Annotated in this window: 14 protein-coding genes; 10 read left to right on the forward strand and 4 right to left on the reverse strand. The window is 76.1% G+C overall.

Annotated features, from left to right (window positions below):
* The 8 genes from ACI769_RS18255 to ACI769_RS18290 all read left to right on the forward strand — a co-directional run.
* A partial coding sequence (locus ACI769_RS18255) for a pseudouridine synthase (RefSeq protein WP_409142057.1) occupies window positions 1-995 on the forward strand: 995 nt, incomplete at its 5' end.
* A 72-nt stretch (window positions 996-1,067) separates the two neighbouring features.
* The gene (gene aroH / locus ACI769_RS18260; protein WP_043660429.1) at window positions 1,068-1,430 is read left to right on the forward strand and encodes a chorismate mutase; all 363 of its coding nucleotides are present in this window, start codon (window positions 1,068-1,070) and stop codon (window positions 1,428-1,430) included.
* Window positions 1,427-2,191, forward strand: coding sequence for a (d)CMP kinase (gene cmk / locus ACI769_RS18265; RefSeq protein ID WP_409142058.1), 765 nt, complete (start codon window positions 1,427-1,429; stop codon window positions 2,189-2,191). The genes aroH and cmk overlap by 4 nt, the downstream gene beginning before the upstream one ends.
* Window positions 2,188-2,886 carry a lysophospholipid acyltransferase family protein gene (locus ACI769_RS18270; RefSeq protein ID WP_409142059.1) on the forward strand — a complete coding sequence of 233 codons (699 nt, stop codon included), beginning with the start codon at window positions 2,188-2,190 and terminating at the stop codon, window positions 2,884-2,886. Before cmk ends, ACI769_RS18270 begins: the two co-directional genes overlap by 4 nt.
* 14 nt (window positions 2,887-2,900) lie before the next feature.
* The gene (locus tag ACI769_RS18275) at window positions 2,901-3,821 is read left to right on the forward strand and encodes an EamA family transporter (RefSeq protein ID WP_409142060.1); all 921 of its coding nucleotides are present in this window, start codon (window positions 2,901-2,903) and stop codon (window positions 3,819-3,821) included.
* Between the two features lie 69 nt (window positions 3,822-3,890).
* The gene (locus ACI769_RS18280; protein ID WP_409142061.1) at window positions 3,891-4,262 is read left to right on the forward strand and encodes an iron chaperone; all 372 of its coding nucleotides are present in this window, start codon (window positions 3,891-3,893) and stop codon (window positions 4,260-4,262) included.
* A gap of 75 nt (window positions 4,263-4,337) precedes the next feature.
* Entirely contained in the window at window positions 4,338-5,873 is a 1,536-nt protein-coding gene (der, locus tag ACI769_RS18285) for a ribosome biogenesis GTPase Der (RefSeq protein WP_082774637.1), read from the forward strand.
* Entirely contained in the window at window positions 5,870-6,937 is a 1,068-nt protein-coding gene (locus ACI769_RS18290) for a hypothetical protein (RefSeq protein ID WP_409142062.1), read from the forward strand. The genes der and ACI769_RS18290 overlap by 4 nt, the downstream gene beginning before the upstream one ends.
* Before the next feature lie 93 nt (window positions 6,938-7,030).
* Here ACI769_RS18290 and ACI769_RS18295 read toward each other — a convergent pair whose 3' ends face one another.
* The 3 genes from ACI769_RS18295 to ACI769_RS18305 all read right to left on the reverse strand — a co-directional run bounded on the left by ACI769_RS18295 (window position 7,031) and on the right by ACI769_RS18305 (window position 11,395).
* Window positions 7,031-8,887 (reverse strand): amidase family protein, encoded by a 1,857-nt coding sequence (locus ACI769_RS18295; RefSeq protein WP_409142063.1) that lies wholly within the window; start codon window positions 8,885-8,887, stop codon window positions 7,031-7,033.
* 68 nt (window positions 8,888-8,955) lie between these two features.
* Window positions 8,956-9,705: a cohesin domain-containing protein gene (locus ACI769_RS18300; protein ID WP_409142064.1), complete on the reverse strand. Its 750-nt coding sequence runs from the start codon at window positions 9,703-9,705 to the stop codon at window positions 8,956-8,958.
* Window positions 9,706-9,877: 172 nt separating this feature from the next.
* A complete protein-coding gene (locus ACI769_RS18305; RefSeq protein WP_085388757.1) occupies window positions 9,878-11,395 on the reverse strand; it encodes an MFS transporter in 1,518 nt (505 codons plus the stop codon).
* 196 nt (window positions 11,396-11,591) lie between these two features.
* Between ACI769_RS18305 and ACI769_RS18310 the strand changes: the two genes are divergently transcribed.
* Both ACI769_RS18310 and ACI769_RS18315 read left to right on the forward strand, forming a co-directional pair.
* The gene (locus ACI769_RS18310; RefSeq protein WP_051028337.1) at window positions 11,592-12,428 is read left to right on the forward strand and encodes an alpha/beta fold hydrolase; all 837 of its coding nucleotides are present in this window, start codon (window positions 11,592-11,594) and stop codon (window positions 12,426-12,428) included.
* Window positions 12,429-12,552: 124 nt separating this feature from the next.
* On the forward strand, window positions 12,553-13,137 hold the full coding sequence (locus ACI769_RS18315; RefSeq protein WP_409142065.1) for a putative immunity protein: 585 nt from the start codon (window positions 12,553-12,555) through the stop codon (window positions 13,135-13,137).
* A 29-nt stretch (window positions 13,138-13,166) separates the two neighbouring features.
* Here ACI769_RS18315 and ACI769_RS18320 read toward each other — a convergent pair whose 3' ends face one another.
* Window positions 13,167-14,345: a Fic family protein gene (locus tag ACI769_RS18320; protein ID WP_409142089.1), complete on the reverse strand. Its 1,179-nt coding sequence runs from the start codon at window positions 14,343-14,345 to the stop codon at window positions 13,167-13,169.
* Window positions 14,346-14,472 lie beyond the last annotated feature (127 nt).

A 14,472-nucleotide genomic window follows, 5' to 3' on the forward strand; every position in this document is an offset into this window, starting at 1 on the left:
ACGGCGCACGCGCGGGTGGCGCGCCCCGGCGCGGCGGCTCGTCCGCGCAGGGCTCGTCCGCGGGCCGCGGCGCGGGCGAGGGCCGGGAGCAGGGCGCCGGTCGTGGCCAGGCCGGTCGGGCGACCGGTGCGGGCCGCGGCGCGGCCGCCGGTCGGGGTCGCCCTGCCGCGGGTCGCGGCACGTCGGCGCCCCGCGCCGGCCAGGCGGCTGGCCGGCCGCGCCGTCCCGTGCGCGGGCAGCCCAGCGAGCCCCAGCGCGACGTGCACGTCGAGGACGGCGTGCGCCTGCAGAAGGTGCTCGCGTCGGCCGGGCTGGGCTCGCGTCGCGCGTGCGAGGACCTCATCGCGCAGGGCCGCGTCGAGGTGGACGGCGTGCGGGTCACGGAGCTGGGCGTGCGGGTCGACCCGGCGCGCGCCGTCGTGCACGTGGACGGGATGCGCCTGCAGCTCGACTCCTCGCGCGTGACGCTCGCCCTCAACAAGCCGCGCGGCGTCGTGTCGACCATGCACGACCCGGACGGCCGCCCGTCCGTCGCGGAGCTCGTCGCCGACCGGCCCGAGCGCCTGTTTCACGTGGGCCGCCTCGACGCGGACAGCGAGGGCCTGCTGCTCCTCACGAACGACGGCGAGCTCGCGAACCACCTCGCGCACCCCTCGCACGAGGTCGCCAAGACCTACCTCGTCACGGTGCGCGGCAAGGTCGCGGGCAACGTCGCGAACAAGTTCCTGCACGGGATCGAGCTCGAGGACGGGGTCGTGCAGGCGGACGCGTACCGCGTCGTCGACCAGGTCGCGGACCAGACGATGATCGAGGTCGTGCTGCACTCCGGCCGCAACCGGGTCGTCCGACGCATGTTCGAGGAGGTCGGCTACCCCGTGACGCGCCTCGTGCGCACGCGCATCGGCCCGATCGCGCTCGGCAACCTGCGCCCCGGCACGACGCGCGTGCTCGGTCGCACCGAGCTCGGCACGCTCATGGCGGGCGTCGGGCTCTAGGTCCGCGCGTCCCGCACACCACCCCGACGGACCGCCGCGAGGCGGGCCGTCCCGCACGAAGGAGCACCATCCATGCCGGTCCGGGCGATCCGGGGCGCGACCCAGCTCGACGCCGACGAGCGCGAGCACCTGTTCGCGCGCACGCGCGAGCTCGTCCAGGAGGTGCTCGACGCGAACGCCGTCGACACCGGCGCGCTCATCTCGATCCTCTTCACGTGCACCCCCGACCTGGTGGCCGACTTCCCGGCCGCCGCGGCGCGCGAGATGGGCCTCGGCGACGTGCCGCTCATGTGCGCGACGGAGATCGCGGTGCCCGGCGCGCTGCCGCGCGTGGTGCGCCTCATGGCGCACGCCGAGCTCGACGTCGACCGCGCGGCGGTCCAGCACGTCTACCTGCACGGGGCGACGGCGCTGCGCAAGGACCTGGCCCAGTGAGCGCGGGGACGCCGGGTGCGGGGGAGGGTCGCGCCGACGGCGCGCTGACGGTCGCGATCGACGGGCCGTCGGGTTCCGGCAAGTCGAGCGTGTCGAAGGGCGTCGCGCGCCGCCTCGGCCTCGCCTACCTCGACACGGGCGCGATGTACCGCGCCGCCACCTGGTGGTGCCTGCACCGCGGCGAGGACCTCGCCGACCAGGACGCCGTCGCGCACGCCGTGCGCGTCATGCCGCTCGTCATGGGCCTCGACCCGTCCGGTCCGACCGTCCACGTGGACGGGACGGACGTCGGCGAGGCGATCCGCTCGACCGAGATCTCGACGGCCGTGAGCGCCGTCGCGACCAACCTCGCGGTGCGCGCGGAGCTGCGGCGCCTCCAGCGCGCGGCCATCGAGGCCGAGCGCACGCCCGCGGGCTTCGCGGGCGGCCGCGGCGTCGTGGCGGAGGGCCGGGACATCACGACGGTCGTCGCCCCCGACGCCGACGTGCGCGTGCTCCTCACCGCGAGCGAGGAGGCCCGCCTCGCGCGCCGCTCGCTCGACGTGCACGGGACGGCCGACGCGGCCGCCGTCGAGGCGACGAAGGACCAGGTGCTGCGGCGCGACCGCGACGACGCGACGGTCTCGCAGTTCCAGGTCGCGGCCGACGGCGTCGTGACCGTCGACTCGTCGGAGCTCGACCTCGAGCAGACGATCGACGCGGTGCTCTCCGTGGTCGAGCAGGTCACCGGGCGGGCGGTCGGCCCGCGCCAGGGCTCGTGAGCCGCGGCACGGGAGACGGCGTCCCGTCGCCCGCCGGGCCGGCGTGGTCGCGCTGGGTGGGTCGCTTCCTCGCCCGTGTCGTGTGGGCGACCGAGGTCATCGGGGCGGAGCACGTCCCGGCTGACGGCCCGGTCGTGCTCGCCGCGAACCACACCGGCGTCGTCGACGGGCCGCTCGTCCTCGGGGTCGCGCCCCGCCTGCTGCACGTCCTCGTCAAGGAGGAGATGTTCACCGGGCCGGTCGGCTGGGTGCTGCGTGCCGCCGGGCAGATCCCCGTGGACCGCACCGGCGGACGCCCGGCGCTCGCGGCCGGGCTCGGCGTGCTCCGGCGCGGCGGGGCGGTCGGCGTCTTCCCCGAGGGCGCCCGGGGGCGCGGCGACGCGACGTCCGCGCGCGCCGGGGTCGCGTGGCTCGCGCTCAACGGCCACGCGCACGTGGTGCCCGTGGCCGTGCTCGGCACGCGCCGCGCGGGCGAGGGCGTCAACCGGGTCCCCGGGCTGCGCCGTCGGCTCGTCGTCCGCTTCGGCGCGCCGCTCACCGTCGAGCGCGTGCCCGGGGTGAGCGGCAAGCAGGCGCTCGAGGACGCGAACGAGCGCATCCGCACCGCGCTCGCCGAGCTGGTCGCCGACACCGTCGCGCTGACCGGTGTGGCGCTGCCGCTGGACGACCCGCGCGGGGACCGGCCGAGGCCATGAGGACGGACCGGCCGGTGGCGCACGTGGTGGGCGACCGCCCGGGCACCGGTCTGCTCGTCGGGCTCGCGTCGGCCCTCGCGTTCGGCGCGAGCGGACCGTTCGTCAAGCCGCTCCTCGAGGCGGGCTGGACGCCCGGCGCCGCCGTCTTCGCGCGCGCCCTGTGCTCGGCGCTCGTCCTCGCCCCGGTCGCGGCGGTCGCCCTGCGCGGCAGCCACCGGCTCCTGCGCGAGGAGTGGCGGCTCGTCCTCGGGTTCGGCCTCGTCGCCGTCGCGGGCACCCAGCTGTGCTACTTCGCGGCGGTCGCGCGCATGCCCGTCGGGATCGCGCTCCTCATCGAGTACCTCGCGCCCGTGCTGCTCGTCGGCCTCGCCTGGGCCCGCACGCGCCGCGTGCCGCCCCGGCTCACGCTCGCCGGCTGCGCCGTCGCGGTCCTCGGGCTCGTGCTCGTCGTCGACCCGGGCGGCGCCCGCCCCGACCTCCTCGGCGTCCTCCTCGCGCTCGGCGCGGCGGTAGGGCTGGGCGCCTACTTCGTGCTGTCCGCGCGCCCGACGCGCCTGCCGCCCGTCGCGCTCGCCGCGAGCGGGCTCGGCGTCGGAGCGCTCGCGCTCGGCGCGGCGGCGCTCGCGGGCGTGCTGCCCTTCGCCGCCCCGCTCGTCGACGTCACGCTCCTCGGCTCGCCGGCGCCCTGGTACGTCCCGCTCGCGGTCGTCGTGCTCGTCGCGACGGCGTTCGCCTACGTCTCGGGCGTCGCCGCGACCGTGCGCATGGGCGAGCGCCTCGCGTCGTTCGTCGGGCTGTCCGAGGTGCTGTTCGCCGTCGCCATCGCGTGGCTCCTGCTCGGCGAGGTGCCGAGCCTCGTGCAGGCCGCGGGCGGCGTGCTCGTCGTCGCCGGGGTCGTGCTCGTGCGCCTCGCGGGCACGCCCGCCGCGCGGTAGGTTCGCGCTCAGGCGCCGGCGCCCCGTCGCAGGGCCGGGCAGGCGCCGCCCGCGGGGGAGGGAGCACGCATGGCCGAGCCGCCCGGCAAGCCCGCGACCGTCGACGAGTACCTCGCGACGCTCGCCCCGGATGCGCGCGAGGTCGTCGCGCACCTGCGCGCCGTGGTGCACGACACCGTGCCCGGCCTGGGCGAGCGCATCAGCTACGGCATCCCGACCTTCACGCGCGACGGCCGGTACGTCGTCTACCTCGCGGGCTGGGCCCACCACGTCTCGCTCTACCCCGTGCCCGAGGTCGACGACGCGCTCGCGCGCCGCATCGCGCGCTACCAGGACGGCAAGGGCACGCTGCGGTTCCCGCTGGCGGAGCCCGTGCCCGACGACGTCGTGCGGGCCGTCGTCGCGCGGCTCGCCGCCCGCCGGGACGGTGCCGCGGGCTGACGCCGGGCGCGCCGGACGGGCACCCGCACGACGCGCCCGCGGCCCGGTTCGGAGCCTGGCCCGCGGCCTGGGAGAATGGACCCCATGACCACACCCGACCCCGCCCAGCCCGGCACGCCCGGACGGACCGACGCCGTCGGTCAGGCCGAGGAGCCCCTGGCGCCCGCGGACGCCGCGGACGACGAGGCGCGCGAGCGCGCGCTGCGCGCCGGACTCGACGACTACGAGCTCGAGGACGCCGACCTCGCGCTGCTCGACGCCGACGAGGACGCGCTCGACGGCGCGGCGCCCGAGGCGCCCCTGCCCGTGCTCGCCGTGGTCGGGCGCCCGAACGTCGGCAAGTCGACGCTCGTCAACCGCATCCTCGGCCGCCGCGAGGCCGTCGTCGAGGACAAGCCGGGCGTCACGCGCGACCGCGTGAGCTACCCCGCCGACTGGGCCGGGCGCCGCTTCACGCTCGTCGACACCGGCGGCTGGGAGGTCGACGTCGCGGGCATCGAGTCCAAGGTCGCCGAGCAGGCCGAGGTCGCGATCTCCCTCGCCGACGCGGTGCTCTTCGTCGTCGACGCGACCGTCGGCGCGACCGCGACGGACGAGCGCGTCGTGCGCCTCCTGCGCGAGTCGGGCAAGCCCGTCGTGCTGTGCGCCAACAAGGTCGACGGGCAGTCGGGCGAGGCGGACGCCGCGTACCTGTGGAGCCTCGGCCTCGGCGAGCCGCACCCCGTGTCCGCGCTGCACGGCCGCGGGACGGGCGACCTGCTCGACGCCGCGATGGCGGCGCTGCCCACGGAGTCCGAGCACGGCGAGGTGCGGCCGACCGGGCCGCGTCGCGTCGCGCTCGTCGGGCGCCCGAACGTCGGCAAGTCCTCCCTGCTGAACAAGCTCGCGGGCGCCGACCGCGTCGTCGTCGACGAGATCGCCGGCACGACGCGCGACCCGGTCGACGAGCTCGTGACGATCAAGGACGTCCCGTACGTCCTCGTCGACACCGCCGGCATCCGGCGCCGCGTGCACCAGACGAAGGGCGCCGACTTCTACGCGTCGCTGCGCACGCAGGCCGCGATCGAGAAGGCGGAGCTCGCCGTCGTGCTCGTGGACGCATCCGTGCCGCTCACCGAGCAGGACACGCGCGTCATCTCCCAGGTCGTGGACGCGGGCCGCGCGCTCGTCATCGCGTACAACAAGTGGGACCTCATGGACGACGACCGTCGCCCGTACCTCGAGCGCGAGATCGAGAAGGACCTCGTGCAGGTGCAGTGGGCGCCGCGCGTCAACGTGTCGGCCCGCACCGGCTGGCACACCGACCGCCTCGCCCCGGCGATGGAGCGCGCGCTCGACTCCTGGGACACGCGCATCCCGACGGGCCGCCTCAACGCGTTCCTCGGCGAGCTCGTCGCCGCCCACCCGCACCCGCTGCGCGGCGGCAAGCAGCCCCGCATCCTCTTCGCGACGCAGGCCTCCACGCGCCCGCCGCGGTTCGTCGTGTTCGCGACCGGGTTCCTCGAGGCGGGCTACCGCCGCTTCATCGAGCGCCGCCTGCGCGAGACGTTCGGGTTCGAGGGCTCGCCCATCGAGATCAGCGTCCGCGTGCGGGAGAAGCGCAAGCGGTGAGCACGGGCACGGGGCGCGCCTCCGCCGGGGCCTCCCGGCGGAGCCGCGCCCTGCGCCTGGGCGCGGCCCGGGACACCGCGGCCGTGCGGCACGTCGTGACGTTCCTCGTGGTCGCCGTCGCGACGGTGCTCGTGACGCGGTTCTTCCTCGCGGCGTCGGGGTACCCGCAGGTCGGCGGGGGAGACCTGCACGTCGCGCACGTGCTGTGGGGCGGGCTCGGCATGGCGCTCGCCCTCGTGCTGCTGCTCTCCTTCGTCGGCCCGGCCCTGCGCTCGCTCGGCGCGTTCGTGGGCGGGATCGGGTTCGGGCTGTTCGTCGACGAGATCGGCAAGTTCGTCACCGCGGACAACGACTACTTCTACGAGCCGACGGCGGCGCTCATCTACGCGACGGTCGTCGTGCTCGTCCTCGTCGTCGAGGCGCTGCACGGGTGGCGGCGCCACCACCCGGCCGAGTACCTCGCGGTCGCGACCGACCGCGCCGTCGCGGGCGTCGCCGGCGGGTTCACCGACGACGCGCGCGACGAGGCCCGCGCGCTCGTCACGCTGGGTCGCGGCGAGCCGGCGGCCGACGAGGTCGCGGCGCTCGTCGAGGCCGTGCCGCGCGACGACGTCGACGTGCCCGACCCGGTGCGCGCCCTCGTGCGGCGCTCGTCGGCCTGGTTCGCGCAGACGCTCCAGCGCCGCTGGGCCGCAGTCGTCGTGGTCGTGCTCGTGCTCGGGACGGCGCTGGGCTCGCTGCTCGCGGGGCTGCGCGTGCTGGTCGGCGACGTCGACGTGCCCACCTGGGTCGGGGCCGGCATCGCCGCGGGCGTCGCCGCGACGGTCGCGTGCGTCGTCGCGTGCGTCGTGGTGTCCCGCCGCGGGCGGCCCGAGGACCGTCGGGCCGGCGCCGTGTGGGTCCGGCGCGGCGTGCTCGTCTCGCTCCTGCTCACCCAGCTCCTCGTGTTCCGCGCGCTGCAGTGGGTCGGCGTCGCGGGCCTCGTGGTGGACCTGCTCGTGCTCGCGGCGCTCGGTGCCGCGCTCGGTGGCGACGACGAGCGCCGTCGGACACCGCGCCGCTGACGCGTCGTCGCCGTGATGGGCGACCTCTCCTGACCGACGACGGCGGCCGCCCCCGGGAGGGGACGGCCGCCGTCGGCGCTGGTGGTGGGCCGCTCAGCCGAGCGGGCCGTAGAGCGCGGGGGAGGTGCGGGCCTGCGTGGCCTGCTCGAGCGCGTACGCGAGGCCGAGCAGCGGGCCCTCGTCGAAGTCGCGACCGAGCAGCTCGAGGTTGACGCCGCCGCCGGTGACGGTGCCGTCGGTCGCGACCGCCTGGCCGACCGGGACGGTCACCGCGGGCAGCCCGGTGTTCGGGCTGAGCCGCAGGTTGGTGCCGATCGTCCCGTACGGGTTGGCGCTCGGGTAGACGAGCGCGTCGAGGTCGGCGTCGTCGAGCATCGCGGTGACGAGCACCTTGCCCTCGGCGAGCACCTTGGTGTGCGACCCCTCGGGGCCTGCCCACGCGTGGTACGCCTCCTCGGTGACCGCGTCGCGCGAGACGTACGTGCTGCGGCGGGACGGCACGTAGCGGCCCGAGCCGACGATCCCCTGGAGCGTCCGGGCCTCGACCTGCGGGGCGAGGTGGGTCGCCACGTACGCGTCGAGGTCGTGCTTGAACTCGTTCGTCGAGCCCGACCCCTCGGAGAGGACGCTCGCGAAGCCGTTCGGCAGGACCGGCGACCACGTGGTCGGCGGCGTGACCTCGACGACGGTCGCGCCGAGCGACTCGAGCGTCGCGCGGGTCTGCGCCCACAGGCGGAGCGTCGCCGCGTTGCTGCCGAGCATGGACGGCACGTAGCCGATGCGGGCGCCGTCGAGCGCCCCCTCGTCCAGGTACTGCGTGTACGACGCCGGGACCTCGCCCTCCTGGCGCGACGTCACCGGGTCGGCGGCGTCGACCCCCGCGACGGCGTCGAGCGCGACGGCCGCGTCGAGGACGGTGCGCGCCATCGGCCCGCCCGTGTCCTGGCTCAGCGCGAGCGGGATGATGCCGTCGCGGCTCGCGAGGCCGACCGTCGGGCGCAAGCCGACGAGCTGGTTGTACGACGACGGGACGCGGATCGACCCGCCCGTGTCCGTGCCGAGGCCGAGCCCGGCGAGGTTCGCCGCGACGGCCGCCCCCGTGCCGCCGCTGGACCCGCCGGCCGTGCGGCTCGTGACGTACGGGCTCGCGACGAGCGTGCTCGTGCCCGCGTCCTGGAACGAGGAGAACTCCGACGCGAACCCGAACGCGAACTCGTCCAGGCTGGCCTTCGCGAGGATCACCGCGCCGTCGGCGCGCAGGCCCTCGACCATCGTCGCGTCGGTCGTCGTCCGGTTGTCGTCCCAGCAGCCGCAGCCGCCCGTGGTCGGCATGTCCTTCGTGTCGTAGTTGTCCTTCACCGCGACGGGCACGCCGAGCAGCAGGCTCGTCATGCCGTCCGTCGCGCGGACCGCGTCGGCGCGCGCGGCGGCCTGCAGCGCGACGTCGCTCGTGCTGATGATCGAGTGCAGCGGCCGCCCGCCGGCGCCCGTGTCGACGAGCGTCGTGTCGTACGCCTCGATCCGGTCGAGGTACTCCTGGGTGATCGCGACCGACGTCGTCGTGCCCGCGTTCATCGCGGCCTGCATGTCGAGCACGGACGCCTCGACGAGCTCGAACGGGCCGTCGTCGTACACGATGCGCTGCGAGACGGCGGCGAGGTCGGTCACCGTGATCGTGCCGTCCCCGTCCGTGTCGGCGGGCGCGACGTCGTCCCACACGGCGTCCGCCGACGTCGCGCCGAGCGCCGCGGCGACGACCGCGAGGTCGTCCGTCGTGACCTGCTGGTCGCCCGTGAGGTCGAGCGCGGTCCAGTAGGGGGCGAGGAGCGGCGCGGGCTCGGCGCCGGGCGCACCGGTCGCGGCGGGCGCCGTCGTGACGCCGAGGACGAGGCCGCCGATCGTCAGGGCGGCGAGCCCGCCGGTGGCGGCGCGCCGGTGGGTGGTGGTCACGGACGGCTCCTTCGAGGGGACGGGCGCGAGGTGCGCGAGCGGCTTGTCGGGGCGGGGCAGCGGGCCGGTCATCGCGTGGCCGCCCGACGCCGCGCGAGCAGGATGCCCGTGCCGACGGCGACCGCGAGGAGCGCGGCGCCGACGAACCACGCGACGCTCGCCCCGGTCGACGCGAGCGCGCCGCCCGAGGTCGACCCGGACGGGGACGACGACGAGTCGGACGCGCCGTCGTCCCCGGGGGGCGTGGTGCCGCCGTCGTCGACCGGCGGCGTGGTGGTCCCGCCCGTCGGCTCCGCCGTGGGCGGGACGTCGGCCGCCGTGACGGTCGTCGTGGCGCTCGCGCCGTCGGTGAGCGTCGCCGTCCCGGCGTCGGCGCCCACCAGCGTGGCGGTCGGGACGGCGAAGGCCGCCGCGCCGTCGGACACGGCGGTGAACGTCAGGGTCGCGAGGGTGACGTCGCCCTCGAGGCCGGGCGACGTGCCGAGCCGCGTGTGCGTGACGGCGACCGTCCCGGCCGCGTCGTCGGTCGCGTCGGCGAAGCCGCCGTCCGGGGTCACGACGGAGTCGTCCACGAGCGCGACGAGGTCGGGGTCGTAGGCGACGGCGAGGTCGTAGGCGTAGAGGTCGACGGCACCGGTCGCGGCGATCGTGACGGTGATCTCCGCGCCGACCTCGACCGACGCGGGCGCCGTGAGGGAGACCTGGGCGACGGACGGTGCGGCGTGCGCGGGGGCGGCGAGGGCCGCCGCGGCGACCGCGAGACCGCCGACGAGGGCGGCGCGGGCGCGGAGCCGTCTGCGGGGGACGGGACGGGTCATGGGCGAGCGGTCCTTCCTCCGGGCGCGCGGAGGTACGGCGCGACCGGCGGTCGTGTGGTGGGGCCCCCTGCCGTCAGCGATGCTCACAAGTCGCTGTTTCCCCGGCGTTTCGCGACGGTTAGCACGAGCAACGAACCGGGTCTCGGTCCGGTCACGAACCCGACGACGCGGGTCAGCCGAGGACCGGCGGCTCGCCCTCGCGCACCTCGGGGTCCGGCAGGCGGCGCATGCGCAGCGCCGCGACGACGCCGAGGAGCCCCGCGACGAGGGGCACGAGGAGCGCGACCTGCAGCGCCCGCGCCCGCACGTCGTCGTTGATGGCCACGACCTCGGCCCGCACCGCGGGCGGCTCGTCGGCGAGGAGCTCGACGAGCTGGGCGTCGCTCATGATCTCGGCGTCGTCCTCGAGCACCCGGGCGACCTGCTCCTTGTCGTCCGGGGGCAGCACGTCGCTCGCCTCCGCCCGCGCCGTGAACCCCGCCGCGAGCGACGCCAGCATGACCGCGCCCGCGACGGCGAGTCCGAGCGAGAGGCCGAACGACCCGGCGGCCGAGCTCACGCCTGCGGCCTCGCTCGCGCGCTCCTCCGGCACGGGGGAGAGCGTGTACGCGTTGAGCTGGGAGATCAGGAGCCCCAGCCCGGCGCCCGCCACGACGAGCGGCAGCGCGAGCCACCAGCCCGACGACGCCCGCGGCACCACCGCGACGAGCGCCACCACGCCCACGACGAGCAGGAGGAAGCCCGCGAGCACGCGGGAGGCCGGCCGCCGTCGGCCGGGGCGCTTGCCCGCGACGAGGGCGGCGGCGAACATCGTCAGCGACAGCGGGGCGAGCGAGAGGCCCGCGAGCAGCGCGTCGTACCCGAGCGCCATCTGCAGGAAGATCGGCAGCGCGATCATCGCCCCGCCCAGCGCGACCTGCTGCAGGAGCTGCTGCGACACCCCGATCCGGAACGCGGGCGAGCGGAACAGCCCCGGGTCGACGAGCGTCGTCCGCCCCGCCCGCGCGCGGCGCACGAGCCACCACGCGAGGCCCACCAAGCCCAGCGCACCGACGAGGACGAGCGCCCCGACCGCCTCGCCGCCCTCCTGCCACACCAGCACGCCCAGCACGACGCCGCCCATCCCGACGACGGACAGGACCGTCCCGACCACGTCCACCGCGCGGTCGCCCGTGTACGGGACGTCGCGCACGAGCCGCACGCCCACGAGGACGACGACGATCACCACGGCCTCGAGCCCGAACGCCACGCGCCACGACAGCGTCGTCGTGATGACGCCGCCGAGCAGCGGCCCGACCGCCGCCGCGATCGACGCCGCCGCGCCCACGAGCGCGTACGCCGCCTTGCGCGCGGTGCCCTCGAAGTTGCCGTGCACGAGCGACTGCATCGCCGGCAGCAGCAGCGCGGCTCCGAGCCCGCCGATGACCGACCAGAAGATCACGACCGCCACGAGGCTCTGCGCGAGCGTCATCGCCACCGCGCCCGCCCCGTACGCGAGCAGCCCGACGACGTACGCGCGCCGCCGGCCCACGAGGTCGCCGACCTTGCTGCCCACGAGGATGAACGACGCCGACACGAGCGCCTCGAGCGCGATCGCCGTCTGGACGCCGCTCACGGTCGTGCCCAGGTCGCGCACGACGGCGGAGATCGACACGTTCATGAACGACGTGTCGACCACGAGCACGAACATCGCGGCGGCCAGGAGCAGCGCGAGGCGCCGGTCGGCCGCCGTCGGCCGACCCGCGGTCCGACCCGTGCTCTGCTCCACGTCGACCCCCGTCCGGCGTCCATGCTCGCCGCCCGGGTCGTCCCGGCGCCTCACCCGTCGCGGGTGCTCCGCCGCCCGCGCTGCCGAGGTCGGCGCGGGGGACTGGGAGGATCGCGGTATGGCCGCAGAGGGGTGGACGTCGCGCCACGTCACCGTCGAGGGCCGCGAGGTCTTCGTGCGCTCCGGACCCGAGGTCGCGGGCGCCGTGCCGATCGTGCACGTGCACGGCTTCGCCATCTCCGGCACCTACCTCCTCCCGACGGCCGAGCGTCTGGCCCACCGCGCGACCGCCGTCGTGCCGGACCTGCCCGGGTACGGGCGCAGCGAGGAGTGGGGCCACCCGCTCGGCATCCCGGCCCTCGCGTGGGCGCTCCTGTCGACGCTCGATGCTCTCGGGCTCGACCGGGTCGTCCTGCTCGGCAACTCCATGGGCGGGCCCGTCAGCCTCGAGGTCGCGCACGCCGCCCCCGACCGGGTCGCCGGCGTGGTGCTCGCCTCGCCGGCCGGGGGCGTGCACAACCAGCCGTTCGGGCGCGCCCTCACCCAGCTCGCGCGCGACGCCGTGCGCGAGAGCCCGCGCATGGCGCGCGTCGCCGTGCCCGACTACGTGCGGTTCGGGCCGGTCAACGCGCTCCAGCTCTTCGCCGAGCTCGCCCGGTTCCCCTCGCTCGAACGCGTGCTGCGCGTCCCCGTGCCGACGCTCGCCGTCCTCGGCACGCGCGACCCGCTCATGCCGCCGCCGTGGCGGGTGCGGGAGGTCGGAGCGCTCGCGCCCCCGCACGTGACCGTCGCGGCGATCGAGGGCGCTCCGCACGCCATGAACTTCAGCCACCCCGGCGAGCTCGCGCACGTCGTCGGGTGCTGGCTCGACGGGCGCGACATCACCGACGACCCCGACGAGCCCGGCGTCGCCCGGGTGCTCCAGGTCGCGCGGGGGGCCGGGCCGGTCGTGTGAGCCGTCGTGTGCGCCGCGGGCCGGGTCGTGGGTCGGGACGTGAGGGTGCCCGGCTCGGTACGGTGCTCGCAGGGCGTTCCGCGTCCTGGCCCGGACGGGAGCGCGCGAGAGCGAGGAGCGAGCGGTGACGACGACGGCGGCTGCGGTCGAGCTGAGCATCGAGGACCTGCGGGCGGTCACGGGGTACGCGGCCCGGTGCGCGGAGCCGGCGCTGGAGCTCGTCGAGGCGGTCCGGCCCGACGACGCACGCCCCCGCGAGGCGGTCGACGCGGCCCGCGCGTTCGCCGACGGCGGTGCGCGCGGCAAGGTGCTGCGCGACACCGCCTGGGCGGCACTGCGCGCGGCGAAGGAGGCGGGCGATCCCGCCGCGGCGGAGGCAGCCCGGGCCGCGATGGCGGCGGCCGGCGCCGCGTACCTGCACCCGATCGCCGACGCCCACCAGATCAAGCACGTCCTCGGCTCCGCCGCCCACGCTGCGCACGCCGCCGCGCTCGCCGCGGGCGGGGACGGGTCCGACGAGAGCGTCGCGAGCAGGTGGCTCGACACCGCGCGGGCGCTCGCGACGCCCGAGGTCGTCGCGGTGCTGCGTTGCTACCCGCCCGCGCCGGGCGGCGGCGATCGCCTCGGCGAGCTGGTCCGACGGCTCGACGCGGCGCTGCGGGACGGCACGGGGCCGTCGGAGGGCCTCGTAACGGACGAGCGGACGTAGTCGGCACCCGCCGGGACCTCCAGGCGTCGTCAGCTGCGCCGGATCCGCTGGGCGAACAGGTCCAGGACGGCGAGGATCCCCTCGTGCTGCCAGACCCGGTTGCGCCGGAGGCCGCTGCGCTCGCGGAGGACACCCGCATCGGCGAGCTGGCTCAGCGCTCGCTGGGCGGTGACGTCGCTGAACCCGAGGTGGTCGCGGAGGAACGCCGCGTTGATCACCGGATGGGCCACGAGGTGCGGCACGACGCTCCAGGCGGAGGCCTGGGGCCGCAGCCCGGAAAGCTGTTCCCGCGCTGAGGCGACCTGTCCTGCGAGGTCGTCGACGAGCCGCGCTCCGGCCGTCGCGGCGAACCGGCTCGCGCGGGAGAGCTGCTCGACGATCGGCCAGGCGTCACCGGCGCGGAACGCGGTGAGCGCGTCGAAGTAGGCCTCGGTGTCGATGAGGAGGCCCGCGGAGACCGGGGCGATGGTGTTCCGCGTGAGGCCCTTCGAGCGCAGCATGGCGTGCACGAGGGCCCGGCCGGTGCGGCCGTTGCCGTCCGTGAACGGGTGGATCGTCTCGAGCTGCGCGTGCGCGACGGCGGTCTGGACGAGGACGGGAAGGTCCTCCCGGCGGACGAAGGCCATCAGGTCCGCCATCGCTCCAGGGACGAGCTCGGGCTGGGGCCCGACGTGGGTCGCGCCTCTCGGGCTGATGCTCGACGAGCCGACCCAGACCAGAGTGCCTCGGTAACGCCCCGCGTGCTCCTCCCATCCGGGCTGCCCGGCGAGGAGCTCGCGGTGCATCGTGAGGATCGAGGCCTCGTCGAGCCGGTCGGCGAGGTCGATCGCGGCTTGCATGGCCCGGACGTTCGCGACGACGGTGCGTGCGTTGGTGCTCGCCGTCAGGTCGATCTCGGCGAGCGCGAGCTGCTTGGCGCCGACCGTCAGGTTCTCGATCTGCGACGAGGAAGCGGACTCGGTGCGCAGCAGGATCGAGGACATCGGACCCAGGGTGGGGTTGTCCGGCCCGAGCGTTGCGCTGGCGTACGAGTCGAAGCGTGCGAGAGCGGCGGCTGCTTCCTCGGCGGCGGCGGACTGCTGCGGCGTCAGTACGGGGGAGTAGTCCGCGATGGCGGTCGGGATGGTGGACTCGTAAGGTCCCGAGCCAGCCGCCACCTGCGCACGTGTCGAAAGGCCGTCGTTCTCTGCTGTCCAGTAGTGGCTCACGTGAGCTACCGCTGGGACTGCGAGCGCCTGAACTGCTTCCATGACGTCACCTTACTTACAGTTTCGGCGAAACTGTAAGTAACGGGCGGCGTCAACTACCACTTGAGGGTTCCGCGCTCGGTGTGTC

The organism is Cellulosimicrobium sp. RS (assembly GCF_046159675.1).
Classification (GTDB): domain Bacteria; phylum Actinomycetota; class Actinomycetes; order Actinomycetales; family Cellulomonadaceae; genus Cellulosimicrobium; species Cellulosimicrobium funkei.

Coding starts and splice junctions, on each gene's coding strand:
- der (WP_082774637.1), top strand. CDS start 4,338: ATGGACCCCATGACCACACCCGACCCCGCCCAGCCCGGCACGCCCGGA.
- aroH (WP_043660429.1), top strand. CDS start 1,068: ATGCCGGTCCGGGCGATCCGGGGCGCGACCCAGCTCGACGCCGACGAG.
- ACI769_RS18305 (WP_085388757.1), bottom strand. CDS start 11,395: ATGTTCGTGCTCGTGGTCGACACGTCGTTCATGAACGTGTCGATCTCC.
- ACI769_RS18310 (WP_051028337.1), top strand. CDS start 11,592: ATGGCCGCAGAGGGGTGGACGTCGCGCCACGTCACCGTCGAGGGCCGC.
- ACI769_RS18280 (WP_409142061.1), top strand. CDS start 3,891: ATGGCCGAGCCGCCCGGCAAGCCCGCGACCGTCGACGAGTACCTCGCG.
- ACI769_RS18300 (WP_409142064.1), bottom strand. CDS start 9,705: ATGACCCGTCCCGTCCCCCGCAGACGGCTCCGCGCCCGCGCCGCCCTC.